The sequence below is a fragment of the Asticcacaulis sp. EMRT-3 genome, from assembly GCF_030027245.1.
In the GTDB taxonomy this organism is placed as follows: Bacteria; Pseudomonadota; Alphaproteobacteria; order Caulobacterales; family Caulobacteraceae; genus Asticcacaulis.
Genome location: NZ_JASERT010000001.1, coordinates 382,655 through 407,595 on the forward strand (window position 1 = coordinate 382,655; position 24,941 = coordinate 407,595).

The 24,941-nt window shown below is 60.6% G+C and carries 27 protein-coding genes; 12 read left to right on the forward strand and 15 right to left on the reverse strand.

The features are described from left to right. The first annotated feature begins 18 nt into the window (after positions 1-18). Together QB905_RS01860 and QB905_RS01865 are read left to right on the forward strand one after the other, a co-directional pair. Entirely contained in the window at positions 19-708 is a 690-nt protein-coding gene (locus tag QB905_RS01860; protein ID WP_282972872.1) for a fused DSP-PTPase phosphatase/NAD kinase-like protein, read from the forward strand. A 100-nt stretch (positions 709-808) separates the two neighbouring features. Continuing rightward, positions 809-1,066 (forward strand): hypothetical protein, encoded by a 258-nt coding sequence (locus QB905_RS01865; protein WP_282972873.1) that lies wholly within the window; start codon positions 809-811, stop codon positions 1,064-1,066. Positions 1,067-1,394: 328 nt separating this feature from the next. On the opposite strand, the gene QB905_RS01870 is transcribed toward QB905_RS01865, so the two are convergent. The 3 genes from QB905_RS01870 to QB905_RS01880 are packed head-to-tail and all read right to left on the reverse strand — an operon-like array spanning position 1,395 to position 3,880. Further along, a complete protein-coding gene (locus QB905_RS01870; protein ID WP_282972874.1) occupies positions 1,395-1,625 on the reverse strand; it encodes a DUF4170 domain-containing protein in 231 nt (76 codons plus the stop codon). Between the two features lie 57 nt (positions 1,626-1,682). Then, positions 1,683-2,480, reverse strand: a complete 798-nt coding sequence (locus QB905_RS01875; RefSeq protein ID WP_282972875.1) for a 3'(2'),5'-bisphosphate nucleotidase CysQ — start codon at positions 2,478-2,480, stop codon at positions 1,683-1,685. Further along, positions 2,477-3,880 (reverse strand): TldD/PmbA family protein, encoded by a 1,404-nt coding sequence (locus tag QB905_RS01880; protein ID WP_282972877.1) that lies wholly within the window; start codon positions 3,878-3,880, stop codon positions 2,477-2,479. Before QB905_RS01880 ends, QB905_RS01875 begins: the two co-directional genes overlap by 4 nt. A gap of 236 nt (positions 3,881-4,116) precedes the next feature. Here QB905_RS01880 and QB905_RS01885 point away from each other — a divergent pair, with 236 nt between their 5' ends. After that, positions 4,117-5,964, forward strand: coding sequence for a putative bifunctional diguanylate cyclase/phosphodiesterase (locus QB905_RS01885; RefSeq protein WP_282972878.1), 1,848 nt, complete (start codon positions 4,117-4,119; stop codon positions 5,962-5,964). Here QB905_RS01885 and QB905_RS01890 read toward each other — a convergent pair. Then, on the reverse strand, positions 5,961-6,779 hold the full coding sequence (locus QB905_RS01890) for a GGDEF domain-containing protein (RefSeq protein WP_282972879.1): 819 nt from the start codon (positions 6,777-6,779) through the stop codon (positions 5,961-5,963). The two genes, QB905_RS01885 and QB905_RS01890, sit on opposite strands and share 4 nt — an antisense overlap. Before the next feature lie 225 nt (positions 6,780-7,004). Between QB905_RS01890 and purE the strand changes: the two genes are divergently transcribed. From purE to QB905_RS01905, 3 genes are read left to right on the forward strand one after another with little or no spacing between them, the layout of a single operon-like run. Continuing rightward, positions 7,005-7,496, forward strand: coding sequence for a 5-(carboxyamino)imidazole ribonucleotide mutase (gene purE, locus QB905_RS01895; RefSeq protein WP_282972880.1), 492 nt, complete (start codon positions 7,005-7,007; stop codon positions 7,494-7,496). Then, positions 7,496-8,569, forward strand: a complete 1,074-nt coding sequence (locus tag QB905_RS01900; protein ID WP_282972881.1) for a 5-(carboxyamino)imidazole ribonucleotide synthase — start codon at positions 7,496-7,498, stop codon at positions 8,567-8,569. The genes purE and QB905_RS01900 overlap by 1 nt, the downstream gene beginning before the upstream one ends. Then, a complete protein-coding gene (locus tag QB905_RS01905; RefSeq protein ID WP_282972882.1) occupies positions 8,569-8,853 on the forward strand; it encodes a YciI family protein in 285 nt (94 codons plus the stop codon). The genes QB905_RS01900 and QB905_RS01905 overlap by 1 nt, the downstream gene beginning before the upstream one ends. Before the next feature lie 20 nt (positions 8,854-8,873). Here the strand turns inward: QB905_RS01905 and QB905_RS01910 are convergent, their stop codons facing one another. After that, positions 8,874-10,547, reverse strand: a complete 1,674-nt coding sequence (locus QB905_RS01910; protein WP_282972883.1) for a methyl-accepting chemotaxis protein — start codon at positions 10,545-10,547, stop codon at positions 8,874-8,876. Between the two features lie 161 nt (positions 10,548-10,708). On the opposite strand from QB905_RS01910, the gene QB905_RS01915 reads away from it, so the two are divergent. The 3 genes from QB905_RS01915 to rpsD all read left to right on the forward strand — a co-directional run bounded on the left by QB905_RS01915 (position 10,709) and on the right by rpsD (position 13,618). Then, on the forward strand, positions 10,709-11,818 hold the full coding sequence (locus tag QB905_RS01915) for an S-(hydroxymethyl)glutathione dehydrogenase/class III alcohol dehydrogenase (protein ID WP_282972884.1): 1,110 nt from the start codon (positions 10,709-10,711) through the stop codon (positions 11,816-11,818). 154 nt (positions 11,819-11,972) lie between these two features. Further along, complete coding sequence (gene fghA / locus QB905_RS01920) at positions 11,973-12,836, forward strand: S-formylglutathione hydrolase (RefSeq protein ID WP_282972885.1); 864 nt, start codon at positions 11,973-11,975, stop codon at positions 12,834-12,836. 164 nt (positions 12,837-13,000) lie between these two features. Next, positions 13,001-13,618, forward strand: coding sequence for a 30S ribosomal protein S4 (gene rpsD, locus QB905_RS01925; RefSeq protein ID WP_282972886.1), 618 nt, complete (start codon positions 13,001-13,003; stop codon positions 13,616-13,618). Positions 13,619-13,796: 178 nt separating this feature from the next. Here the strand turns inward: rpsD and grxD are convergent, their stop codons facing one another. The 8 genes from grxD to purC all read right to left on the reverse strand — a co-directional run bounded on the left by grxD (position 13,797) and on the right by purC (position 20,388). After that, complete coding sequence (gene grxD, locus QB905_RS01930; protein WP_282972887.1) at positions 13,797-14,132, reverse strand: Grx4 family monothiol glutaredoxin; 336 nt, start codon at positions 14,130-14,132, stop codon at positions 13,797-13,799. Positions 14,133-14,216: 84 nt separating this feature from the next. Continuing rightward, complete coding sequence (locus QB905_RS01935; protein ID WP_282972888.1) at positions 14,217-15,113, reverse strand: aldo/keto reductase; 897 nt, start codon at positions 15,111-15,113, stop codon at positions 14,217-14,219. Positions 15,114-15,502: 389 nt separating this feature from the next. Then, entirely contained in the window at positions 15,503-17,725 is a 2,223-nt protein-coding gene (gene purL / locus QB905_RS01940; protein ID WP_282972889.1) for a phosphoribosylformylglycinamidine synthase subunit PurL, read from the reverse strand. A 218-nt stretch (positions 17,726-17,943) separates the two neighbouring features. Next, positions 17,944-18,228: a BrnA antitoxin family protein gene (locus QB905_RS01945; protein WP_282972890.1), complete on the reverse strand. Its 285-nt coding sequence runs from the start codon at positions 18,226-18,228 to the stop codon at positions 17,944-17,946. After that, positions 18,209-18,490 carry a BrnT family toxin gene (locus tag QB905_RS01950; protein ID WP_282972891.1) on the reverse strand — a complete coding sequence of 94 codons (282 nt, stop codon included), beginning with the start codon at positions 18,488-18,490 and terminating at the stop codon, positions 18,209-18,211. Before QB905_RS01950 ends, QB905_RS01945 begins: the two co-directional genes overlap by 20 nt. A gap of 165 nt (positions 18,491-18,655) precedes the next feature. After that, entirely contained in the window at positions 18,656-19,333 is a 678-nt protein-coding gene (gene purQ / locus QB905_RS01955; protein WP_282972892.1) for a phosphoribosylformylglycinamidine synthase subunit PurQ, read from the reverse strand. Between the two features lies 1 nt (position 19,334). After that, the gene (purS, locus tag QB905_RS01960) at positions 19,335-19,574 is read right to left on the reverse strand and encodes a phosphoribosylformylglycinamidine synthase subunit PurS (protein WP_282972893.1); all 240 of its coding nucleotides are present in this window, start codon (positions 19,572-19,574) and stop codon (positions 19,335-19,337) included. A 55-nt stretch (positions 19,575-19,629) separates the two neighbouring features. Then, positions 19,630-20,388 carry a phosphoribosylaminoimidazolesuccinocarboxamide synthase gene (gene purC, locus QB905_RS01965; RefSeq protein ID WP_282972894.1) on the reverse strand — a complete coding sequence of 253 codons (759 nt, stop codon included), beginning with the start codon at positions 20,386-20,388 and terminating at the stop codon, positions 19,630-19,632. A 291-nt stretch (positions 20,389-20,679) separates the two neighbouring features. On the opposite strand from purC, the gene QB905_RS01970 reads away from it, so the two are divergent. After that, positions 20,680-21,006, forward strand: coding sequence for a DUF1476 domain-containing protein (locus QB905_RS01970; RefSeq protein WP_282972895.1), 327 nt, complete (start codon positions 20,680-20,682; stop codon positions 21,004-21,006). Between the two features lie 4 nt (positions 21,007-21,010). Beyond that, entirely contained in the window at positions 21,011-21,223 is a 213-nt protein-coding gene (locus QB905_RS01975) for a hypothetical protein (protein WP_282972896.1), read from the forward strand. Here QB905_RS01975 and QB905_RS01980 read toward each other — a convergent pair. Beyond that, positions 21,220-21,900 carry a 2OG-Fe(II) oxygenase family protein gene (locus QB905_RS01980; RefSeq protein ID WP_282972897.1) on the reverse strand — a complete coding sequence of 227 codons (681 nt, stop codon included), beginning with the start codon at positions 21,898-21,900 and terminating at the stop codon, positions 21,220-21,222. The genes QB905_RS01975 and QB905_RS01980 overlap by 4 nt on opposite strands. A gap of 123 nt (positions 21,901-22,023) precedes the next feature. Continuing rightward, positions 22,024-23,328 (reverse strand): adenylosuccinate lyase, encoded by a 1,305-nt coding sequence (purB, locus tag QB905_RS01985; protein WP_282972898.1) that lies wholly within the window; start codon positions 23,326-23,328, stop codon positions 22,024-22,026. 212 nt (positions 23,329-23,540) lie between these two features. Between purB and QB905_RS01990 the strand changes: the two genes are divergently transcribed. Beyond that, entirely contained in the window at positions 23,541-24,860 is a 1,320-nt protein-coding gene (locus QB905_RS01990) for a peptidoglycan-binding domain-containing protein (RefSeq protein WP_282972899.1), read from the forward strand. The last annotated feature ends 81 nt before the right edge of the window (positions 24,861-24,941 follow it).

Below are 24,941 nucleotides of genomic sequence, written 5' to 3' on the forward strand. Positions count from 1 at the left end.
CACTACCGGATTCGTCGTTTGAAACTGCTGAAAAAGAAAGTCCATAACCGGCCCTTCCGCACCGATACGCCGTGGACGCTTTTCACCACCTATCTGCATTATCTGTGGGCGGATCATGCCTATCTGCGCCTCGGCTTCACCAATGCCCACTGGATCGGCACCCAGATGGTGCGCACCAACCAGCCGTGGCCGTTCCAGCTTAAGTGGTGGCGCGATCACGGCGTCAGGACGGTGATCAACTTACGCGGCGGCAAGGGCTCCTTCTATTATCTCGAAAAATACGCCTGCGACCGACTGGGGATCACGCTGGAGGATTTCGGCCTGACCTCGCGCTCCCTGCCGACCGCCGCCGAGATTCTGGCCGCCAAGGCTTTGTTTGAGCGCATTGCCTATCCAGCGCTTTTGCACTGCAAATCGGGCGCTGACCGGGCGGGCATGATGAGCGTGCTCTACCGTCATCTGCATCTCGGCGAACCGATCCGCGAGGCGGCGAAGGAGTTGGGGCTGCGCACCCTGCATATGAAGGCGGGCATGACCGGCGTGCTCGATTATCTGTTTGAGGTTTATCTGCGCGACATCGAACCGCAAGGCATCAGCTTCCTCGACTGGGTGACGGGGCCCGACTATGATCCTGAGCGCCTCAAGGCCGATTTCAAGGCCTCATGGTGGGGCAGGCTGGTCACTGACCGGCTGTTGCAGCGCGAATAGTTCCTGATCAAGGCCTTATAATCGCGCGGACATCCGGTACGGCGAACTTGCACCGTCTCTGTTAGGCAAGACATGACTTTATCCAATACGGAGATACCTCATGGCCGCAACCACCTCTTCCGGCAAAAACGCATTGATCGTCGTGCTTGCCGTCATCATCATCGCCATTCTGGCCGTGGGTGCCGTCTATCTGATGCAGGATCATCGCGGCCCGGCCGAGCGGGTCGGCGATGCCGTCAGCACCCTGCCGAAAGGCGTCGATAAGGCCGCCAACAAGCTGGGCGACCAGTCACCTGCGCAGAATGTGAAAAACAATCTCGACAATGCCGCCGATGACGTGACCGATCACGGCAAGTAGAACGCGCACAGGGCTGAGGGCGGATCGACATTCACCCTCCTCCCCTGTAGCGCAGCGTACGGGGGAGGTGTCAGCGCCCAGACCGGGGCGAAGCCCGAAGGGCTGGTGTCGCTGACGGGGGGCCGGTTCGTTACCCGCATAATCCCTATCAAACCTCCGGGCCATTATTCAGGAAAAGTGACCCCTCCGTCGGCTTTCGCCGACCATGGCTTTGCAAAAGCTATACTTTTGCTTTGCCAAACCCCATCTTCACTTCGCTCGACAGAGAGGAGAGAGGTGTCGTCTGCAACTCTTTCCCTGTGCCGAAGGCATGGTTATAATTCTCCGCCTACTTAGCCTCGCTGTCCGGGTCGAGCAGCTTGTGGGCGTGGATGACGAAATAGCGCATCAGGGCATTATCAACGGTTGATTGCGCCTTGGATCGCCAGGCGCGCGCCGCCTCTTCGTAGCTGGCATAGGCGCCGACGAACTCGACCGCTTTCAGATCCTTGAAGGTGGTGCCGTTCAGATCGGTCAATTCCCCGCCGATCACGATATGGAGAAGTTGTTTATCACTCATGGTTTTGGGCTCTGCTCTTTTTTACGGGTCGATGTATAGGGGATTATTATTGATGTTTTATGATTGCAGGGTTTCGAGATGGGCGCAGCGCCGGATGATGTCGTCAAACAGCGCGGGCCCCGAACAGACCAGACTCAGTTTGAGGCTGTCGGGCGCATTGAAACCGTAAGGCTGGCCCATATGATCGCTGACCACGGCCCCGGCCTCCTGGGCGATCAGGGTGGCGGCGGCCACGTCCCAGTCGCGCTTGGGGGTCAGCGCCATCGTGAAATCGGCCGTCCCCGCCGCCACGCAGGCCATGCGATAGGCCACAGATGGCCGCGAATGGACGCTTAAGCGCGGCCAGGGGATTTGCCAGATGTCCTTGCCGAACAGGCGCGAATCGCCCAGCGCCTCGGCGCCTTCCAGTTCGCTGCGCTGGCTGGCCTCAATCGGACTGTCATTGAGGCGCGCACCTTCGCCTAAGGCCGCGCTGTAAAGCTCATTCGAATCGGGCGCATAGACCACGGCGGATATGGGCTGGCCGTCTTCGACGATGGCCAGGGCGATCGTCCAGTACGGGCTGCCCTTGGAAAGCCCCATCGTGCCGTCGATCGGATCGAGCACAAAGGTGCGCCGCGCGCTCAGGCGATGGGCGTTGTCGGCCTCTTCCTCGCTTTGCCAGCCATAATCGGGCCGCTCGCTGAGCAGGGCTTCTTTCAGCCACAGATTGACCTCGGTATCGGCATTGGTGACGATGGAACCATCGGCCTTGTAACGGGTGATCAGGCCGTGGGCCTTGAGATGCTGGGCCAGAGCGCCCGCGCGGCGAACCTTGTCGATGATCAGGTCAAGGTCGGAACCGCCGCGCATCATTTTCCCCCGACGCTCATCGTCTCGATCAGCAGGCTGGGGGCATCGAGCGTGCCGCGAATCTCCAGATCGCTGGCCGGAACGAGCCGTGTGAACATGTCGATCAGATTGCCCGCCACGGTGATTTCATTGACTGGATAGGCGATCTCGCCATTTTCGAACCAGAAGCCCGAAGCGCCCGCCGACCAGTCGCCGGTGTCGCTGTTGACGCTGGGGCCGAACATCGAGGTGATCAGCACACCTTGTCCGACTGAACGCATCAGGCTTTGCGGCGTTTCCGCACCGGCACTCAGCGTCACATTATGCGTGGCAATGCCGGGGGCACCGGCCAGTCCGCGCGAGGCGTGGCCGGTGGTGGTCATGCCAAGCTGGCGGGCACTCGCCGTATTCAGCAACCAGGTCGTCAGCACGCCGTCACGCACCAGATCAAGGCGCTGCGCCGTCACGCCTTCATCATCGAACAGGCAGGCCCCCAGACCGCGCACGCGGCGCGGATCATCGATGATCTGCACCGACGAATCGAATAGTTTCTGGCCCAGCCGGTCCTTAAGAAAGCTGGAACCGCGCGCGATCATGCCGCCGGAAATCGCGGCGAGAAACTGACCGATCAGCGAACGCGACACCTGACGGTCGAACATGACCGCCGTCTTCTGCGTGGCGATTTTACGCGCGCCCAGCGCCTTCAGAGCGCGTTCGGCGGCGATGCGACCGGTCTCGGCCAGATCGGGCAGGTCGGACGCATGGCGCACGCTGCGGCCTTCGCCGTCGCGTTCCATCTGACCCGCCGCGTCCGTGGCGATAAAGCGCCCCGACTGGAAAAAGAGGCTGGTGCGGTGCGCGCCCTGAAAGCCGTCGGATGTCACGAACTGCCACGCATTGCGCGCAAACCCGGCGCTGGCGGCGTCGCTTTGCAGGCTGCCGGGCGTCGAACCGGCGGGGGCAGGCGTGGCCAGCCCGGCGGCCTCGATGGCCAGCGCCTGGTCTTGCAGGCTTTGCGCGCTCGGCTCGGTGGCGTCGAAAAGCTCCAGATCGGGCGCAGCGCTCTCGGCCCTGTACAGGCGATCAGGATCGGCCAGACCGGCATAGGGATCATCGGGGGCCAGCCGTGCCATAGCCACGGCGCGTTCGACCAGACGCTCCAGCGTGGCCGGAGAAAATTCGGACACCGAGGCTACGGCCTGTTTGCGGCCAACAAAGACGCGCAGGCCCAGATCGCCGGTTTCATCGCGCTCAACCGTTTCGACCGCGCCCTTGCGCACACCCACCGACAGGGCGCTGCTTTCGGCGAACACTGCCTCGGCGGCATCGGCTCCGGCGGCGCGGGCGGCGCGGATCAGATCGTGCAGGCGCTCGAAGCCTGCCTGGTCCGCTTCGGATATTGGATTGTTTCGCGTTTGCAGCATAGAAAATCTATAGGCCCGCCACGTCGTGAAAGGCAAGTCTCGTTTGTGACAAATTGATGAGCGCACCGCGGCGTCCCGTCGTGGCGCGTAAAATAAAACCACGGAAATTAGGTATTTTTTTAGGGGTCACATCTAAGGATGCGGTGCGGTAACAAAGCGAGGCGGCACGTGTGATCAGGTTTTCAGGTAAGGTAAATCCGGATCCTCAATCCGCGTCCAGCGTGCAGGCCCGCACCTTGAGCGAAGTCGAAGAAACCGCCGCGATGAAACCGATCGTCTTCGGTTACGCCTTCGTGGTCAGCCTCTATTATACCACGGTCATCATCTATCGCTGCATGACGGAAAACGGGATCGACCGCCTGTTGCTGACGGAGCTGTCGGTCGTCACCCTTCTGGTGGCGCTGGCGGCGGTGATCTATTTTCTGCCACGCGCCCGACGGATGTATCAGCTCGACGGGATCGGTCTGGTCCTCAATATGCTGCTGCTGGCCAATCCCGTCATGTTCCAGCTCATGCATTTCAATGCGCAAAGGCTGGTCTATTTCGTCTTCCTGATCCTGATGTTTGCCACCACGGGCGCGTCTTTACGTGTCATCGTGCCCAGCGTGCTGGCCGCCCTGGCCGCTGGCCTGTGGCTGGCCTACGGGCACTCCGGCACCTCGCCGCCGCTGGAAAATACGATGATGGTTCTGGTCATCATTACCACGGCTATGGTGCTCACCCTGTCGGTACGCAAAACCCTGTTGCGCGCGGTGTCGGCGCGTCTTCAGGCCGAGACTTTGCGCAGCGAAGCCCAGGCCCTGGCCGATGGCGACGCCCTGACCGGCCTGCCCAACCGGCGCAATTTTTTCAGAACCTTCGAGGCCAGCCGCGCTAAAGGCACACCGTTCAGTCTGGCCCTGGTCGATCTCGATGGCTTCAAGCCGATCAACGACATCTACGGCCACAGCGTCGGCGACGCCCTGCTGATCGAGGTGGCCGAACGGCTGCGCCATATCTGTGGCGAGCGTGCCTTTCCGGCGCGCATGGGTGGCGATGAATTTGCCATCATCATCCACGACGCCATGCCCGACGCACAGCTTAGCGCCTTTGGCGACGAACTGTGCGAGCGTTTGCGCGAAACCTACAGCCTGAGCGGCATCACGGCCAATATCTCGGCCTCCATCGGCATCGTGCGCGCCGCCGACCGGGAAATGAACGCCTCGCAATGGCTGGAGCGCGCCGATTACGCCCTCTACTACGCCAAGCAAAACTTACGCGGCGCGGCGGTCATCTTTTCGGAACGCCACGAAACCGATATGCGCGATTTTAATCTGGTCGATCAGACCCTGCGCTCCAGCGACCTGAATCGCGAACTGTCGATCGTCTTCCAGCCGCAGGTCGATGTGGTTGAGCACCGCACGATCAGTTTTGAGGCTCTGGCGCGCTGGGACAGCGCCAGGCTCGGTGCGGTGCGGCCCGATATTTTCATCAAGGCCGCTGAACGTTCGGGCCTGATCACCGAAATCACCCTGCTTTTGCTGGAAAAGGCCCTGCGCAAGGTGCGGGAATGGCCGCATAATACCCGTGTGTCGTTCAATCTGTCGGCGCGTGATCTGCGTTCAGGCCTGTCGATCAATAATGTCATCCGCACGGTGCGCGACTCCGGCATTGATCCACACCGCATCGAATTCGAGATCACCGAAACGGCCATGCTGTCCGATTTCGAGCAGGCCTGCGAGGCGCTGGCGCGGCTGAAAGCGATGGGCTGCCGCATCGCCGTCGATGATTTCGGCGCGGGCTATTCCAGTTTCAGCTATATTCACCGCCTGCCGATTGACAAGATCAAGATTGATCGCAGTTTTGTCATTCAGCTTGTCAAGCATGGCTCGGCTTTGAAAATCGTCAAGACAATCATCGATCTGGCGCGCAATCTTAATCTGGAATGCGTGATCGAGGGCGTGGAGACTGAAGCCGAAATGGCCCTGTTGCGTCAGGTGCGCGCCCGCCATGTGCAGGGTTATCTGTTCGCCCGCCCCATGCCCGCCGAAGCGGTTCTGCCCTATCTGGCCGCCGAACAGGAACGGCTGGCTTTACAGGCTTAACGCGACGCCTTCTTGACCAGGAACATGGCGGCATCGGCCTCGGAAAGCCAGGCTTCGGCGGAAGGCTGTCCGGCATAGGCGCGCACGCCGAACGAACCGCCGGTTTTCAGATAAAGGCCATTGTGCTCGAACGTACCCATCATCAGTTCGGCTTCCAGTTTCATTGCCTTGATCCGCGCCGATTTGAGATCGGCATGGCGCAGCATGATGGCGAATTCGTCACCACCCATGCGGCCCACACTGTCGCCTTCGCGCACGCTGGCATTGAGCGTGTCGGCCACATAGATCAGGGCGGCGTCGCCCGCCGCATGGCCATAGGCGTCATTGATGGATTTGAAACTGTCCATGTCGATATAGATGACGCAGGCCTCTTCGCCATAACGGCGGCAATCGGCCATAGCGCGCTGCACTTCGCGCAGGAAGGCGCGGCGGTTGAGGGTGGGGGTCAGAACGTCGCTGTCGGCCTGACCTTGCGCGGCCTGCAAATGCAGGGCCTGCTGAGCCAGTTGGGCGCGCAGATCCGTCAGTTCGGCGCGCAGGGCCTCCACGGTCGCGCGCGCCTCATCAGGCCAGACGTTTTCCGGCGCAGGCATGGGGGACTGCCTGACCACGGCCTGCGGCGCGGCTTCGGTGAGCACGACCAGATTGCCCTGCGTACCATGATCGGCGAAATACTGGGCCAGCAGGCTCTGCATCGAAGCCGTGGTGGCAGGCGCAATCCGGGGCGCGCCCTCATCTGCGAAAGAAGAGGCGGGTGCGGCAGAAGATGCGGGCCGGTCAGGCATGGCCGTATGGAGGTGTGAGTCGAGTCCCATTGATCCCGAATACTGGCTGGGCGCGCATCGCAGGAAGCGCGTCAGCCCTTATGAAAGCATGGAAGATGTCATGGCGCAATGCGGCATGGGTGGCTTCTGCACAGTCTTTTTCATTCGGCGAATTATGTCATCGGCTGTGAATCGGCTTGCAGACAAAGACTTCGCCGCTATACTCCGCGCCTTTCCAAAAGGGCGGGTTTCGCCTGATGTCAAAAGGATTATGCGATGCCGGAGCCGGTACCCGTCGCCATCATCATGGGCTCGCGCTCGGACTGGGCCGTGATGAAGGCCGCTGCCGCAGCGCTCGACCAGCTTGGTGTGGCCTATCACGCCCAGGTGGTGTCGGCCCATCGCACGCCTAAGCGTATGGTGGAATTTGCCGAGGGCGCCAAGGCGGCAGGCTATCAGGTGATCATCGCCGGGGCGGGCGGGGCGGCCCATCTGCCCGGCATGACGGCGGCCTTGACCCCCCTGCCGGTGCTGGGTGTGCCGGTGCCGGTGCGCGACGGGCTGAAAGGCATTGATTCGCTGCTCAGCATCGTGCAGATGCCGGGCGGCGTGCCGGTCGGCACACTGGCGGTCGGTGAGGCGGGCGCGAAAAACGCCGGTCTGCTGGCGGCGCAGATACTGGCGCTAGGCGATCCCGCCCTGGCGGCGCGCGTCGAGGCTTTCCGCACGGCCCAGACCGATTCTGTGCCGGAGACGGTCGAAGACTGATGACGAACATACTTCCTTTAGGTGCCACAATCGGCATTCTCGGCGATGGTCAGCTTGGCCGCATGTTGAGTCAGGCCGCCTCGCGCCTCGGTTTTAAGGTGGCCATTTTTGGCCCAGAAACGGATGCACCCGCAGCTTTGGTTTCGGCCAGCGCCACCGTCGCCGCCTATGACGACAAGACCGCGCTGTCGGCTTTTGCTGCCGCTTGCGATGTCGTTACCTTCGAGTTTGAAAATGTACCGGCCGACAGCCTCGATTTCCTGACCGGGCAGGGAGATGTCGTGGCGCCTTCGTCGCGGGCCCTGCGCATCACCCAGGACCGGGTGTTCGAAAAGCGTTTCGCCCGTGAGCACGGCGTCGCTACCGTCGATTTCCGCGCCATCGACAGTCTGGCCGATCTGCAAGCGGCCCTGACCGAACTGGGCGCGCCCGCCTTGCTGAAAACGCGCCGCGAAGGCTATGACGGCAAGGGGCAGGTCTGGGTGCGCGGCGCAGGCGATGCGGCGGCGGCCTTTGCATCTCTGGGCGGGCGCGCGGCCATTCTGGAAGCGAAGGCCAGCTTCAGCCGCGAAATCTCGGTGGTGGCGGCGCGCGGCTGGAACGGCGAGATCAAGACCTTTCCGATCGGCGAAAATCACCATGTCGGCGGCATTCTGGCCACCACACTGGCCCCGGCCAGGATCAGCGCCAAATTGGCCGCCGAGGCTGAAACCATCGCCCGCAAGGTGCTGGAAGGGCTTGATTATGTTGGCGTTCTGGCCGTCGAGCTGTTTGTGCTGGAAGGCGACCGGCTGGTGCTCAATGAGATCGCGCCGCGCGTTCATAATTCCGGCCACTGGACGCAAACTGGGTGCTGGTGCGATCAGTTCGAACAGCATATCCGCGCCGTAGCGGGCTGGCCGCTCGGCGATACGCAGGCACGCTGCACGGTGGAAATGACCAATCTGCTCGGCGATGACATACTGGCCTGGCCGCAACTGGCCGCCGAGCCGAATGCGCAACTGCACGTCTATGGCAAGGCCGAACCGCGTCCCGGCCGCAAGATGGGCCATATCAACCGCGTGAAAGCCTGATGTTCATACTCTCCCTGACCTATAAGGTGCCGCTCGATGTCGTCGATCAGCATCTCGAAGCCCATGTGAACTGGCTGAAGGCCGGTTATGCGGCGGGGATGTTCCTCGCTTCGGGCCGCAAGGTGCCGCGCTCCGGCGGGATGATCTTCGCCAAAGGCACGCGCGCCGAGGTCGAGGCCTGTGTCCGCCTTGATCCGTTTGCGCTCAATGGTGTGGCCGACTACACCCTGATCGAGGTCAATCTGACCATGACCGCCGACGGTCTGGAAGGGCTGAAGGACTAAACAATAAGAGCCGTGTGACTTTACGCCGCGCGCAGGCGTTCGACGAAACCGGCCACTTCGGTATGCAGGTCTTCCGAGCGCTGTTCGAGATCGCCCGACAGGGTGAGCAGGGCCTTGGCAGACGTGCCCGCCTCGGCGGCGGCACCCTCGACACTGGCCATGTGACTGGTGACCTCGCGCGTGCCGTCGGCGGCACGGTTGGTATTGTTGGCGATTTCCTGCGTGGCCGCGCCCTGTTGTTCGACGGAAGCCGCGATGGCGGTTGTCAGTTCGCCGATAGTCTCGATGGTCTTCACAATGGTGTTGATGCTGCCGACTGTGGTGTGGGTGGCCGACTGGATTTCTGAAATCTTGGAACGGATGTCGTCGGTAGCCTTGGCGGTTTGCTGAGCCAGTTGCTTGACCTCGGAGGCCACGACGGCGAAACCCTTGCCGGCCTCACCGGCACGCGCCGATTCGATGGTGGCGTTGAGCGCCAGCAGATTGGTCTGGGCGGCGATGGCCTGAATCAGATTGACGACCTCGCCGATCTGGGCGGCAGCGGCGCTAAGGGTCTGGATGGCTTCCTCGCTCCGGGCGGCTTCGGCCACGGCGGTCTGCGTTACCTGCGAGGTGCGCGATACCTGCTCGTTGATCTCATGGACGCTGGCCGACAATTCCTCGGTGGCGGCGGCCACGCTCTGCACATTATTGGCGGCGTCGATGGCGGCGTGGTTGACCGATTCGATGCGTCCGGCGGCGGCATCGGCATTGCTGGTCAGGGTGCGCGCCGATTCGGCGACGGTACGTGACGACAGCGAGAAGCGCCGGGCCAGTTCGCCCATTGATTGCTCAAATTCCCCGGCGATACGGTTGCGTTCGGCACGCATATTGGCGGCGATGCGTTCGTCTTCTTCGGCCTGATGGGCTTTCAGGGTTTCGCCTTCCAGCGCCCGGTCGCGCAGGGTGCGGATCGAGCGCCACAGCGAGGCGATTTCGTCACGGCCGCGGCTTTCAGCAATTTGCGTATCGTAAGCGCCTTCGGAAATGCGCATCACCTTCTCGGTCACCTGTTGCAGCGGGCGCGAAATCGACTTGATGGCCACCCACAAGGAGGCGGCGATCAGCATCAGGATACCGGCGGCGGCGATGGACAGAAACTGCACCGAGCGCTCGGATTTGTAACGCGCCATATCGGCCTGTGACTGGTCGAGATTGCTGCGGATATGGTTGACCATCGCATCGATACTGGCCTGAAACGCCTTGCGGTTGGTGCGATTGGCGCTGTTATTGCCCTGCACATTGGCAGCCGCCGGTGAGACTTCGGTGCCCAGGCGTGCCAGATCACGGCGGAAGGCGATAAATTCGTTCGCCTTGTCCTGCACAGCACCGAATTCCGGCAATTCACCCGGTTTGAGATCGGCTTTCCAGTCGCTCAGCAAGGCCTGAATCTCATCCAGTTGCTTGTTCATACCCTCAGCAAACGGTGCGGCGGCGCTGGTGTCGGCCGCCATATAAACGCCGCGCGAATCCATGACCACGCCGGTGACGAGCCGGTTGAGATGCTCGCCGCGATAGGCGTTTTCGTGCGCCCGATCCGCCGAGAGCAGCATATTGTTGTAATCATTGATGGTGAGGAGGCCGAGGCCGGTAATGGCGGACGCCATGATGGCAAAACCGGCGACGAGGGCCAGGATGCGGAATTTGATGGTCATGGAAAAACTCCGGGTACGCAAAAACTATGCGACTGACCTTAGGGCAGCAGGGTTAAGGCTTTATGATTTTCAACCCAGAGTTAGATGCAAATTGTCTTTTCGCTTGTCAAATCCGTGCCGTGACCGCACAAACAACAGGTTCGTTAAGTGAGAGAAACGCCATGAAAACCCGCGCCGCCGTTGCTTTTGAGGCGAAAAAACCGCTTGAAATCGTCGAAGTCGATCTGGCAGGGCCTAAGGCGTTCGAGGTGCTGGTCGAAATCAGGGCCACAGGCGTCTGCCATACCGACGCCTACACGCTGGACGGGCTTGATTCGGAAGGGCTGTTCCCCTCCATTCTCGGCCACGAAGGCGCCGGCATCGTGCTGGAGGTCGGGCCCGGCGTCACCTCGCTCAAGCCCGGCGATCACGTGATTCCGCTCTACACGCCCGAATGCCGCCAGTGCAAATCGTGCCTGAGCCGCAAGACCAATCTGTGTACCGCCATCCGCGCCACGCAAGGGCGGGGGCTGATGCCCGATGGCACAACGCGCTTTTCCTATAAGGGGCAGGCGATCCATCACTATATGGGCTGTTCCACCTTCGCCAACCATACGGTGCTGCCCGAAATCGCCCTGGCCAAAATCCGCGACGATGCGCCGTTCGACAAGGCCTGTTATATCGGTTGCGGCGTCACGACCGGCGTGGGGGCCGTGGTCAATACGGCCAGGGTCGAACCGGGGGCCAATGCCATTGTCTTTGGCCTCGGCGGGATCGGGCTGAATGTCATTCAGGGGCTGAAACTGGCCGGTGCCGATAAAATCGTCGGCGTCGATCTCAATGACGGCAAGGCGGAATGGGGCCGACGCTTCGGCATGACCGATTTCGTCAATCCGTCGCGTGTACCGGGCGATCTGGTGGCGCATCTGGTGGCCCTGACCGATGGCGGTGCCGATTATACCTTTGACTGCACCGGCAATACCGATGTTATGCGCACGGCGCTGGAAGCCTGCCATCGCGGCTGGGGCGAGAGCATCATTATCGGCGTGGCCGAAGCGGGCAAGGAGATCGCCACGCGGCCCTTCCAACTGGTCACCGGACGGGTGTGGAAAGGCTCGGCTTTCGGCGGGGCGCGCGGCCGCACCGACGTGCCGAAAATTGTTGACTGGTATATGGACGGCAAGATCGAAATCGACCCGATGATCACCCACACCTTCCCGCTGGAACGCATCAATGAGGCTTTCGACCTGATGCACGCAGGCGAAAGCATCCGCTCGGTCATCCTGTTCTGAGCGGGTCTAAACCCATCAATATGCGGTATCTGGCTGCATATACTTATCGAAAATTTGCGCACGACACTTCAGATTCATGTGAAATTCCGTAAACGTCAACTGTAAGCTGCGAGGTGGGACGGTGTCTGATTCAGGACGTCTAAAAAGGAAGAGCATGTTCTCAATTGATTTTCTTTCACAGCATCGCATTCACGACGGAATCCTCTATTTTATCCGTCACGACAGTGTCGCCACCGGTGTGCCCATGCAGGCCTCCGTCTTTATTCCCGATGTCGCCGAACAGCGCACCGACGCGCCTTTTCCCACCCTCTACTGGCTGTCGGGCCTGACCTGCACAGCCGCCAATTTCACCGAAAAAGCCGGCGCCTATCGTAAGGCGTCCGAACTGGGCCTGATCATCGTCGCCCCCGATACCAGCCCGCGCGGGCCTGAGGTGGCCGACGATCCGGCCAGCGATCTCGGCCAGGGGGCCGGGTTTTACCTCGACGCCACGCAAGGCCCGTGGAGCGCGCATTTCCAGATGGAATCCTATATCATCAAGGATCTGATCGCGGCCATCGAGAGCAATTTTCCGGCTGATCCGGCGCGGCGTGGCATTTTCGGCCATTCGATGGGCGGGCACGGCGCGCTCACCCTGGCCATGAACTATCCGCACCTGTTTCGCTCGGTATCGGCCTTTGCGCCGATTGCCTCGGCCATGCACGCGCCGTGGGGCGAAAAGGCGCTGGCCGCCTATCTCGGCTCCGACCATGCCCGTTGGGAACGCTATGACGCGGCGCTGCGTCTGGCGCAGGGCGGGGGCAAGCCGTTTGACGACATCCTGATCGATCAGGGTCTGGCCGATCCGTTTCTGGAAAACCAGCTCATGCCCGAAAGGCTGGAACAGGCCGCCGCCACGGCGGGGCAGAAGATCAGCCTGCGCTATCAGGATGGCTATGATCACAGCTACTATTTCATCCGCAGCTTTATCGACGACCATCTGGCCTTCCATGCGGATCGGCTGAAAGCAGGCAACTAGGCCGCCTGCCTTTTGGCAGTCAGCGACTTGACTTTGACCGGCAAAACCCGTAAACGCGCCGCTTCCGGTTTTTGACTGGATATAACGGGTGATCCTGACGCCGCCGTTGCAATTGCCTTCCGCAGAGTGCGGGAAGCCGGCCGGGATGATTAAGAAGGTACGATATGTCAAAGCGCCATAGCGCCAAGTACAAACTCGACCGCGTCATGGGTGAAAACCTGTGGGGCCGTCCCAAGTCCCCCGTCAACAAGCGCTCTTACGGCCCCGGCCAGCATGGTCAGCGCCGCAAGCAGAAGACCTCGGACTTCGGCCTGCAACTGAAGGCCAAGCAAAAGCTGAAGGGCTATTACGGTAACATCACCGAAAAGCAATTCCTGCGCACCTATGAAGAGGCTGATCGCCGCAAGGGCAATACCTCGGAAAACCTGATCTCGCTGCTCGAATCGCGCCTCGATGCGCTCGTTTACCGCGCCAAGTTCGTGCCGACCGTGTGGGCGGCCCGTCAGTTCGTCAACCACGGCCACGTTCTGGTCAATGGCAAGCGCGTCAACATCCCTTCTTATCGCGTCAAGCCGGACGATGTTGTCGAGGTGCGTGAGCGTTCGCGCAATATGGCGCTGGTGCTCGAAGCCCTGCAATCGCCCGAGCGCGACGTGCCGGATTATATCGAACTCGACGCCAAGGCCATGAAGGCCCGCTACATCCGTATGCCCGAACTGGCCGAAGTGCCGTATCCGGTCAAGATGGAACCGAACCTGGTCGTCGAATATTATTCGTCGTAAGCGGTAAGCATTATTTGCAGCTCAAACGCCGCATGGCTCCTCGCATAAGCTCGGACGGCCAGTCGGCCTTGCCAAGTTGCGATGAGTCAAAGTCATCGCAACTTGGTATTAGCTACAATAAAAACCCCGGAAGCTCAGGCTTCCGGGGTTTTTCTATTGCTGGAATGGCAACTGCCGATCAGGCGCTGATCACGCCCTGTTCGGTGAGCGCGGTCTTCAGTTCGCCCGACTGGAACATTTCGCGCACGATGTCGGCACCGCCGATGAATTCGCCCTTGATATAGAGTTGCGGAATGGTCGGCCAGTCGCTGAAAGCCTTGATGCCTTCGCGCAGATCGGCGTCCTGGAGCACATCGACGCCAATATATTCAGCACCCAGATGATCGAGCACCTGCACCACCAGACCGGAGAAGCCGCAGCGCGGCTGTTCGGGGGTGCCCTTCATGAACAGAACCACATCATGGCCCTTGATGGTGCTGTCGATAAAGCTGTTAACGTCGGATTCGCTGCTCACGCGGAACGCTCCTTGCAAAGGATAAAATGACTATTGCCCTGCATATAGGATAGGGGCGGGGCTAAATCCAGCCCCCCTGTTCCGTCAGCGTCCGCTATTGGCCAGCGGTTCGTTGAAGCGCGCCATCTCGATCTGGGCGGGCACTGAGGAGGGCAGGTGGCGTTCGGGCACCTCGGCCAGGGCCTCGACCTGTTCGGGCGTATCGGCGTCGATGAAGACGCAGGACAGGGTGGGTTGCGACAGGGCGTAGCCGAGGCACAGGGCTTCGGGCGTCCAGTCGGCCGTCTGGTGCAGGAAAGAATGCGTGCCCATGCCGGCCAAAGGATTTTTCGGCTTGGCGAACCAGCCACCACGCGCCGCCTTGGGCACCACATCCGTGGCCTTGCGATAGGCTTCGGGAAAGAAGTCGGAGGCGATGACATTCATCTCATGCTGCACGGCGCGGTCGATCTGGCGGCGCTTGTCCCAGCTTGAATCGATGTCGAAGCTCGTTTCGATGACGCTGAACCGGCCGCTTTCGATCAGGGCGGGAATATCGCCCGTAGCCCCGCGCGCCCCGATATGGCGCAGCATACGCGCCTTTTGCAGGCTTTTCAGGAAGTCGAAGCTTTCGGGCGGAATATCCAGCGCGCCCGGTGAGGCGAACATCAGAAGATCGAGCCAGTGCAGGCCTGAATCCTTGATCGCGGAGCGCAGGCGTTCTTTCAGGGGCGCCAGGCTGTAATCGGCGGCCTGGCCCGGATCATGGGCATTGACGCTGATAAACAGGAGCTTGCGTTCGACCACGCCAAACACATCAGCCGCCATGCGCAGAAATTCAGGCGAGGTAGAATCGAAATGATAGGTATTGATGCCGTTTTCGAGCGCCGCCACCACCAGTTTCTGCATCAGGTTGCGGTTTTGACCAAGCCGTTCCTGCGACAGGCGCAGGCCGACCGTCGAAAGTGCGATGCCGGATCGTCCGAAAGGGCGATAGCGCATAGCTCAGCGCGCTCCCACGAGAAGATGGGGCCATCTTGAATTCAGGCTTGCCGGGTATCGCATTCCGATGCAACTTTTGATGGAAATCGTTGAAATAACACGCTTTGAGGAATACAGGGTTGCGGTTAACACTTATGTCAAATCTTGCGGGCGAACCGGTTAAGAGAGGTTTAAAACCTGTCCCAAGAGGTCAATTTGGCAGCCGGTTTGGCCTGCGCTATAGTCGTGTCCGCAGTTTCGCGGGAAAAAGGGAGCGCAAGGCAAGCCTATGGATAAGCTTAACCGGGCCGGGCCTGCCATCGTCATGGCCCTTAAACCGTCGATGTCAAACACGGACTGGGCGGCCTCTATATCAGCGCCCTCTGGCAACTGACCGGAATCGGCGCGCCTTAAGCCTTGCCGGCCATGTAATTAGGCAGCCAGGCTTCATGCGCCGAACGCAACTGCTCAAGGTTCAGGCTGAGATGCGAGAAGCTGAGATCCGTGCCGCCCGCCACGCCGACCACCGCCGCCGGCACATCGGCTTCCGCCGCCTGGGCGATGACCAGATGCGCCGAAGCCTCATCGACCGCGATCAGATAACGCGCCTGATCCTCGGCAAAGCCAAACACATGATCGTCGAGGTCGGTGGTGTTTTTCAACTTGAGGCCGATCTGCGAGGCCAGAACCACATCCACAGCCGCGCACAAAAGCCCGCCATCGGAAAGATCGTGGACGCCTTTCGCCACGCCCGTTTTGATCAGACGGCGCACCAGCGTGCCATTGGCCTTTTCGGCGTCGAGATCAACCTTCGGCGGCGCACCGGCCTCGATGCCGCACACTTCGCGCAGGTAAAGCGTCGAGCCCATTTCACCTTTGGTTTCGCCGATCAGGATCAGCACCTGTCCGGCGATCACCTTGTTGAAGCCGACACGCTGGTCGTAATCTTTCAGCAGCCCCACCGCGCCGACCGTGGGCGTGGGTGGGATCGAGACGCCATTGGTTTCGTTATACAGCGACACATTGCCGGAAACGACCGGGAAATCGAGGGCGCGGCAGGCCTCGGCCATGCCATCGATGGCGCGCACGATCTGGCCCATGGTTTCGGGCTTTTCCGGGCTGCCGAAATTGAGATTGTCGGTGATGGCGATCGGCTCGGCACCCACGGCGGTCAGGTTGCGCCACGCCTCGGCCACGGCCTGCTTGCCGCCTTCGTAAGGATCGGCCTGCACATAGCGCGGCGTGCAGTCCGAGGTGACGGCCAGCGCCTTTTTCGTGCCATGCACACGCACCATGCCCGCATCGTGGCCGGTTGAACTGTCCGATAGGGTATCGGCCATGACGTGACGGTCATACTGTTCCCACAGCCAGCGCTTGGAGGCTTCATCGGGGCAGGAGATGATTTTCAGCAGGGCGTCATTGAGATCGTGAGCGGGTGTGTCGCCATAGGGGGCCTGCGTCACCGGCTCGACCCATGGGCGGTCATACAGCGGCGCGTCGTCGCTGAGCGGGCCCAGCGGCAGGTCGCAGACCACCTCGCCCTTGTGCGTCAGCACGATATGGCCAGACGTGTTGGTTTCGCCGATCACGGCGGCGTCGAGGCCCCATTTTTTGAAGATGCGATAGCCGTCTTCCTCGCGGCCCGGCTTGAGGATGGCCAGCATCCGCTCCTGCGATTCCGACAGCATCATCTCATAGGCCGACATATTTTCTTCGCGCTGCGGCACCTTGTCGAGGTTGAGCGTGATGCCAAGCCCGCCCTTACCCGCCATTTCCACGGAACTGGAGGTCAGGCCCGCAGCGCCCATATCCTGAATGGCGGCCACGGCACCCGAAGCCATCAGCTCCAGCGTGGCCTCGATCAAAAGCTTTTCAGCAAACGGATCGCCGACCTGCACGGTGGGGCGCTTTTCTTCCGAATCTTCGGAAAACTCGACGCTGGCCATGGTGGCGCCGTGAATGCCGTCGCGGCCCGTCTTCGAGCCGAAATAGACGACCGGTAGGCCGGGTTCGGGGGCGGCGGAATAGAAGATCTTGTCGGCATCGGCAATGCCGACGCACATGGCATTGACCAGGATATTGCCGTTATAACCGGCGTGGAAATTGGTTTCGCCCGCCACGGTCGGCACGCCGACGCAATTGCCGTAACCGCCGATACCCGACACCACGCCCTCGACGAGGCGGCGCGTCTTCGGATGGCCGGGTTCGCCGAAACGCAGGGCGTTGAGCAGGGCCACGGGGCGCGCGCCCATCGTAAAGACATCGCGCATAATGCCGCCGACGCCGGTGGCCGCGCCCTGATAGGGCTCGATGAACGACGGGTGGTTGTGCGATTCCATCTTGAAGATGCAGGCCTGACCGTCATCAATATCGATGACGCCAGCGTTCTCGCCGGGGCCGCAGATGACGCGCGGGCCGGTCACCGGGAATTTGCGCAGGTGCAGGCGCGAGGATTTATAGGAGCAATGCTCCGACCACATGACGGAAAAGACGCCCAGCTCGACATCATTGGGCTCACGGCCAAGACGGTCGAGAATAACCTGATATTCCTCAGGTTTGAGGCCATATTCGGCGGCCTTGTCGGCCAGTGACTTTTCAGTGCTTTTTTGGGGGGCGGGGGCTGTGCTGCTCATGTCCGCGCATATAGGGGATTTAAGGGTCGATGTCAGCCATTAAACGCGCCTTCACGCTCATCATTGAACCATTTTTCACAGTCACTATACCGTTTCACGCCCTGTCGTGGCTACCGGGCATTCCGCCGCCTATGCTGACCTCTACGCTTTCAGTTTAGCAGGGTTTGCCCATGTCCAACGCCTTGAACAAGGCTGTTCACGTTGAGCCGAGGGCGGTTTCACGCGCTCTTTTTGCTGTGGGTGAGTACATATTCGCGTAAGGCAGCGTTGATCCGCGTCTGATAGCCGTCACCGGAGGCCTTGAACCAGGCCACGACATCGGCATCCAGACGTAAGGAATAAGGTTTCTTGACCGGGCGATAGAACTTGCCGCGCTCGGCCCTGGACCAGTCGCTCACTTCCGGTATGTCATTTGTATCAATCGCGTCGTCAGGCATGGCTTCAAGAATTTTCAAATGGTCCAGAAGCTCAGGTGACAGAGTCTCACCGGATCGCGTTTTCATAGGCTTTCCTTTCATGCGGTGTCGCCTTGCGGGCGCTGATGATACGGCCATCTTCGCTATCATTATCGGTATGGAGAACAAACAATAGCAGTGGATGATGCGGCAGGGGACTGCCAATTGTACGCCAACGCGCCTCGCCTTCATGCGGATCGGGCTCGGAGAGTTGGAACGGGTCTGTAAACACCTGCACCGCCAATTCAAACGGCACCTTGTGTTTTACCAGATTGGCAGCGGCCTTTTTCTCATCCCACGTCCACAGCAAAAATTCACCCCCTGCGTATATACCATACTGTATATACAAAATTGCAAATTGTCAAGGTAACGGTTCGGCGATCAGGGCAGCCAGACAGTCGGCAGGCCACAGATTCTGCATAAAAAAGCCGCTGTCCCGTGAGGGCAGCGGCTTTTTATCATCAGAGATGAACGATCAGGCGCTTTGCAGCACGCCAACCAGACTCCTGAACAGTGGCGCGCCGTCTGCCGAGCCCAGCGCCGGTTCGAACGCCCGGTCGGGGTGGGGCATCATGCCCAGCACATTGCCCGCTTCATTGACGATACCGGCAATGCCGTTTTGCGAGCCATTGGGGTTTTCGACGTAACGGAAAACCACCTGATCCTTGTCCTCGATGCGTTTCAGCGTATCGGCGTCGGCGAAGAAGTTCCCATCGGCATTGCCCTGCGTCATCCAGATGGATGCTTGGCTGCCATAGGCTTTGGTGAAGCGCGTATGGCGGTTCTCGATCTTCAGTTCGATGGGTTTGCAGATATATTTCAGCGCCTCATTACGCAAAAGCGCGCCGGGCAGCAGGCCACTTTCGCACAGGGTCTGGAAGCCGTTGCAGATGCCTAAGACCGACACGCCGCGCGCGGCCTGCGCCTTCACCGCCGCCATCACCGGCGATTGCGAGGCTATAGCGCCGCAGCGCAGGTAATCGCCGTAGGAAAAGCCGCCGGGAATGATGATCAGGTCGAGATTGGCGGGCAGGGCGCTCTCTTCGTGCCACACCATATCGACGTGACCGCCCACCGTGGTTTCCACCGCCGTCTTGCAGTCGCGGTCGCAATTGGAACCGGGGAAGACGAGAACGGCTGCCTTAAACGTCATGTTACGCGACCTCAACCTTGTAGGATTCGATGACCGTATTGGCCAGCAGCTTTTCACACATGGCTTTCAGCTCGGTTCTGGCTGCGTCCTCAGAATCGGCGGCCAGATCGAATTCCAGCACCTTGCCGACGCGGACATTGGCGACGCTGTCCCAGCCCAGGCCATGCAGCGCGTTTTCAACGGCCTTGCCCTGCACATCCAGAACGCCGGGCTTCAGGAAAACGTGAACTTTTGCTTTCATTGTCAATTCATGCCCCCTTCAATCACCCATTTTGTTTTTTTCATGATTGAACGGGTCACTGCGCGCCCCCTTCAATCACTCGGGGCATATCGCCCATGATGCCGAGACGCTTGGCGACCTCGGTGTAGCTCTCGATCACATTGCCCATGTCGCGGCGGAAGCGATCCTTGTCGAGCTTTTCATTGGTGGTGGAATCCCACAGGCGACACGAATCGGGGCTGATTTCGTCGGCCAGGATGACGCGCGAGAACTCGCCCTCGAACAGGCGGCCATATTCGATCTTGAAATCGACCAGCGTAATGCCGACGGCGGCGAACATGCCCGACAGGAAATCGTTGACGCGCAGGGTGGTGGCCAGAATATCGTCGATCTCCTGGGTATTGGCCCAGTTGAACGCCGTGATGTGCTCTTCGGTAATCATCGGATCATTGAGCGCGTCGTTCTTATAGTAGAATTCGACGATCGAGCGCGGCAAGGCTTGCCCTTCCGGCAGGCCGAAACGCTTGGCCATTGAGCCCGCCACCACATTGCGGCACACAACTTCGAGCGGAATGATCTCGACTTCGCGGATCAGTTGCTCGCGCAGGTTCAGGCGCTTGATGAAGTGGTTCTGCACGCCGATATTGGTCAGCTTGGTCATGACGAATTCGGAAATGCGGTTATTGATGACGCCCTTGCCTTCAAGCTGCGCCTTCTTTTCGCCGTTGAAGGCGGTGGCGTCGTCCTTGAAATACTGCACCAGCGTGCCGGGCTCAGGGCCTTCGTAAAGGATCTTGGCCTTGCCTTCGTAAATCTTCTTGCGGCGGGTGGTCATGAACTTATGTCCCGAAATGAGCTTCCGGCAGGGCGCGAGGGGCGCGCAGGGCGAAGGGAAGCGTGGGTTTGCAGGCTCGCACCGGCAGATGATGCGCGTTGCCGCCGCAAATATACAAAATCATATGAAAAGTACAGTGCGCGTGTCCGACAAATCGTGCCGCTCATGGCTTTTTTGCCGCAAGGCTGAGCCGCCTGCCGGTATGTCAAGAAAACGGCGTATAAAGAACGGTTCCGGTTGCCTAAATCGCCAAGGAGAATTACAACTAAACCTCCAAGAGGTTCTCCTGACATGTCATTACCAAACGAGCAGTCATCCAGTTTTCAAGCTTCCGATCCCCTGACTGATGCCCTGGACGCTCAGGAATTTCAGGCTGCGGCCCTGCGCAATCGCATGATGGCCTTATGGGCCGCCGAAAAAATGGGCCTGAACGGCGCTTCCAGCGAATCCTATGCCGAGGCCGTGGTGCGGGCGGGCGGCGAACAGCCCTCCGAAGAGGACGTGATTCGCAAGGTGCTGGGCGATCTGACCGCATCAAACTTGCGCGTGCGCGAATCCGAAGTGCGCAGCAAGGCTGAGGAGTTTCTGGCTCAGGCGCGCGCCTCTTTGAAAGATTAGACGGATGAAGGGCGCGATATGCTGTCTGGTGCTGATGGGCGGACTGGCTCTCTTATCGGCCTGCGCCACCACCCGGCCGGAACTTGATCCCCTGCCGACGCAATCCATCGACGCCCCGCCGCCACCGCCACCGGGTGAAGCTCCGGTCAAGACTACAGGCACCTTGCCGACCCAGCCTATCGACGCGCCGCCACCGCCGCCGCCTGCCTCTAATTAAGCAAATCGTCCACTGATGGAAAAACGCGGGCCGCCAGCATAGGGGGCCACGCTGGCAATCGAGCGCGGCTGGTCGCCAGCATAAAGCGCCAGATCGTTCATGCGCGGCATGATGCCGCCTTCGATGTCGCCTGACGGGGCATGAAACAGCACCTGACCGCCCCAGTCGGAGCGCCAGCCTTGCGTGAAATTCCATTCAAAACACAGGCGCGCCGAAGCATCGGTATGGCGCGTGAAGAAGTCACCATTGCGATAACAGACCGCTTCAAGCTGGGTGAGGACAAGCCCGGACAGGCCGGTCAACTGGCCGCAAAACTGCGCGAAGGCGTCCGATTTCAACAGATCGCTCACATCGCGCAAACCCGGTTCGGTGTGGCTCATCAGGTCGAGGCCGAGGCGCAAATAAGCAAGGCCGGTCTGGGCGCGGGTGGCGGCGTCCTGCAAACGGGTCTGGATAATGTCGGGCGACAACATGTCGAGTTCGTGACGCGACAGAACTTCGGGACGGCCTTCGGCGCTGACCAGTTGCAATTCCCACGGCGTCTGGCGTTCCAGCGTCTGGTGTACAGCCAGGGCATCGGCCTCAGCCAGCGCGCCTTCGAGACGGACGCGGCCCTTGCCGGCAAAACGGCTGACATAGCCGTCGAAATCGAACTCAGTATTGAGGGCAAAAGGCATGGTTCGCGTCCCGAAAAAGGAAACAAGAACCCCCACCATCATCCTATACCTCCCCACCTCTGGTGGGGAGGGGGACCGCGCCCAGTCTTCATGGGCGTGGTGGTGGGGGTTCTTACTTAAAAATTACGCGCCAAACACCCGTGCGAAAATCGTATCGACGTGCTTGGTGTGGTAGTCGAGGTTGAAGAAGGGCTCAAGCTGTTCGCGGGTGAAGAACTTCGACACGTCTTCGTCGGCGGCCAGGAAGTCGAGGAAATTGCCCTCGCCGCGCCACACCTTCATGGCATTGCGCTGCACGGCGGAATAGCTGTCCTCGCGCGACATGCCCTTTTGCGTCATGGCCAGCATGACGCGCTGGCTATGCACCAGACCGCCGAGACGGTCGATATTCTTCTGCATATTGTCCGGATAGATGAGCAGATTGTCGATTACGCCCGCCAGACGGCGCAGGGCGAAATCGAGATGGACGGTGGCGTCGGGCGCGATGCCGCGTTCGACGGACGAGTGCGAAATGTCGCGCTCATGCCACAGGGCCACGTCTTCCATCGCGGGCACAACAGCCGAGCGCACAAGGCGGGCGAGGCCGGTCAGGTTTTCGGTCAGCACCGGATTGCGCTTGTGCGGCATGGCCGACGAGCCTTTTTGCCCCGCCGAGAAAAATTCCTCGACCTCCAGCACTTCGGTGCGTTGCAGATGGCGGATTTCTGTCGCCAGACGCTCGATGCTCGACGCCACCACGCCCAGAGCGGCGAAGAAGGCGGCATGGCGGTCGCGCGGGATCACCTGAGTCGAGACGGGCTCGACGGCCAGCCCCATCTTGTCGGCCACATAGGCTTCGACTTCGGGCGAGACATTGGCAAAGGTGCCGACCGCGCCGGAAATAGCGCAGGTGCTGATTTCTTCGCGTGCCGTGACCAGACGTTTACGGGCGCGGGTGAACTCGGCGTAATAGCCCGCCAGTTTCAAGCCAAACGTCACCGGCTCGGCATGGATGCCGTGCGAACGCCCGACCATCGGGGTGAATTTATGTTCGAGCGCGCGTTTTTTCAGGGCGGCCAGCAGCAGATCGACATCCTCGATCAGCAGGTCGCTGGAGCGCTGGAGCTGGACGGCGAAGCAGGTGTCGAGTACGTCCGATGAGGTCATGCCCTGATGCAGGAAGCGCGCTTCGGGGCCGACGATTTCGGACACATGGGTCAGGAAGGCGATGACATCGTGCTTGACCGTGCGTTCGATCTCGTCGATCCGGTCGGCGTCGAATTCGGCGTCCTTGCCCTTTTCCCAAAGGGTTTCAGCGGCTTCTTTGGGGATGACGCCCAGTTCGGCCATCTTGGTCGCGGCATGGGCCTCGATCTCGAACCATATCCTGTATTTCATCGCCGCGTCCCAGATGGCGGCGGCTTCTTTACGGGCGTAACGGGCGATCATGACGGGATACCTTTAGACAGTGACGGGAGGTTTGCGCTGGCAATGGAAAGTGCGGGCCGCAATGTCAAGCTTAAAAGACGCCGCCTCTTGCCGCGCGGCCTGTGTGGATATGGTTAATTTACCCGTTTCAGGTGTGAAGGCTTGGCTAAAAGGTTTATAAAGGGTTAATTTTACGCGATCCGTTCGTTTCCAAAAGCCTGAGGTTTCCTGTCGTGCAAAAGCTGTTTCTGAATTCCCGAAAGCTGTTTCTGGAATCTAATGTCGCTGTGATCGCCCTGATGGGGCTGAGCCTTGGCTTGCCCGCCAGCGCCCATGATCGTCATGACCGTCCGGTCGTGGTGCCGATGTCGGCGGATTTCACGCAAAGCTCGCAGGTCACGGCGCGCCAGACGGTGCAGGTGGTGCAGACCGGTTCGTCGTCGGCGGGCATGGATGGCGAAGGCGATGCCCAGGTATGGGCGCAGGGCACGCCGGTCGTCGATTGCCCCGATGGCCCGACCAACTCGGATAACTGGCACGCCATTCCGGCCGATCTGCGCAAGATCGCCGTGCCGGGCCAATGCTATTCTCGCCTTTTGATCGCGCCTCAGGTCGAGAACTTCCGCGAGCACGTGCTGGTGGCCGAAGCCCATACTGAAACCCGCACCGTGCCGGAAGTGTCGCGCATGGTCGATAGAGACGTGGTGGTGCAGCCCGAACATACGGTGCGCCGCCTTGTACCTGCCGTCACCCATACCGAAATGGTCACCGAGGTGATCACTCCGGCCAGCGAACACGATGAGCGCATTCCAGCGCAATACGAAACCCGCACTGAGCATGTGATGGTCAAGGCGGCCCGCCGGGAATGGACGCGCGCCCCCGGCATCCCGACAGGCGCGGCCCTGGTGACGCCCGATGATCACCAGCCGGTGGCCTATAGCCGTGACGGCACGCTGCAATGGCCGGGCAAGGACGGTTACGATTCGCAGTCCGTGCCGGTCGATGGCCAGACCGCCGATTATCTGGCGCAGGGCTCGGCTCAGGACATCTGGTGCCTGAACCAGACGCAAGGCGAATATGCCGACCGTCGGACGCGCGTCGAGGTGTCGCCGGAATCGGTGCGCCATGTCGTGGTGCCCGCTGTCACCCGTCAGGTCGAACACGTCGTGGTCGATGTGCCAGAACATCAGATCGAGGAGGTGGTGCCGGCTGTGGTCGAGCATCGTCAGGTGCGCGAAGTGGTGACGCCTGAGCATACGGAATCCTATGAGGTGCCGGCTGTTTACCGCGATGTTGATCGCCAGCGCGTGGTGGGCCAGCCGAAAACGGTATGGCGCGAAGTGCTGTGCTCGAAGAATGCCACGCCGCAGGTGGTGATGGCCATTCAGCGCGCTTTGGCGGCCAGGGGCTATCAGCCGGGCGCCATCGATGGTCATCTCGGTTCGCAAACCGTCTCGGCCATGCAGAAATTCCAGGCCGACAGCGGTCTGCCGCAGGGCCAGGTGTCGGTGGAAGCCGTGCAGGCGCTGGGTATCGACCTTCGCCACCGTTAAATCATACAAATATGCGATGACGGCGCGTTTTGGGCTTCAAAACGCGCCGTTTCCATGTCTAATATCAACTTGCACAGGCCG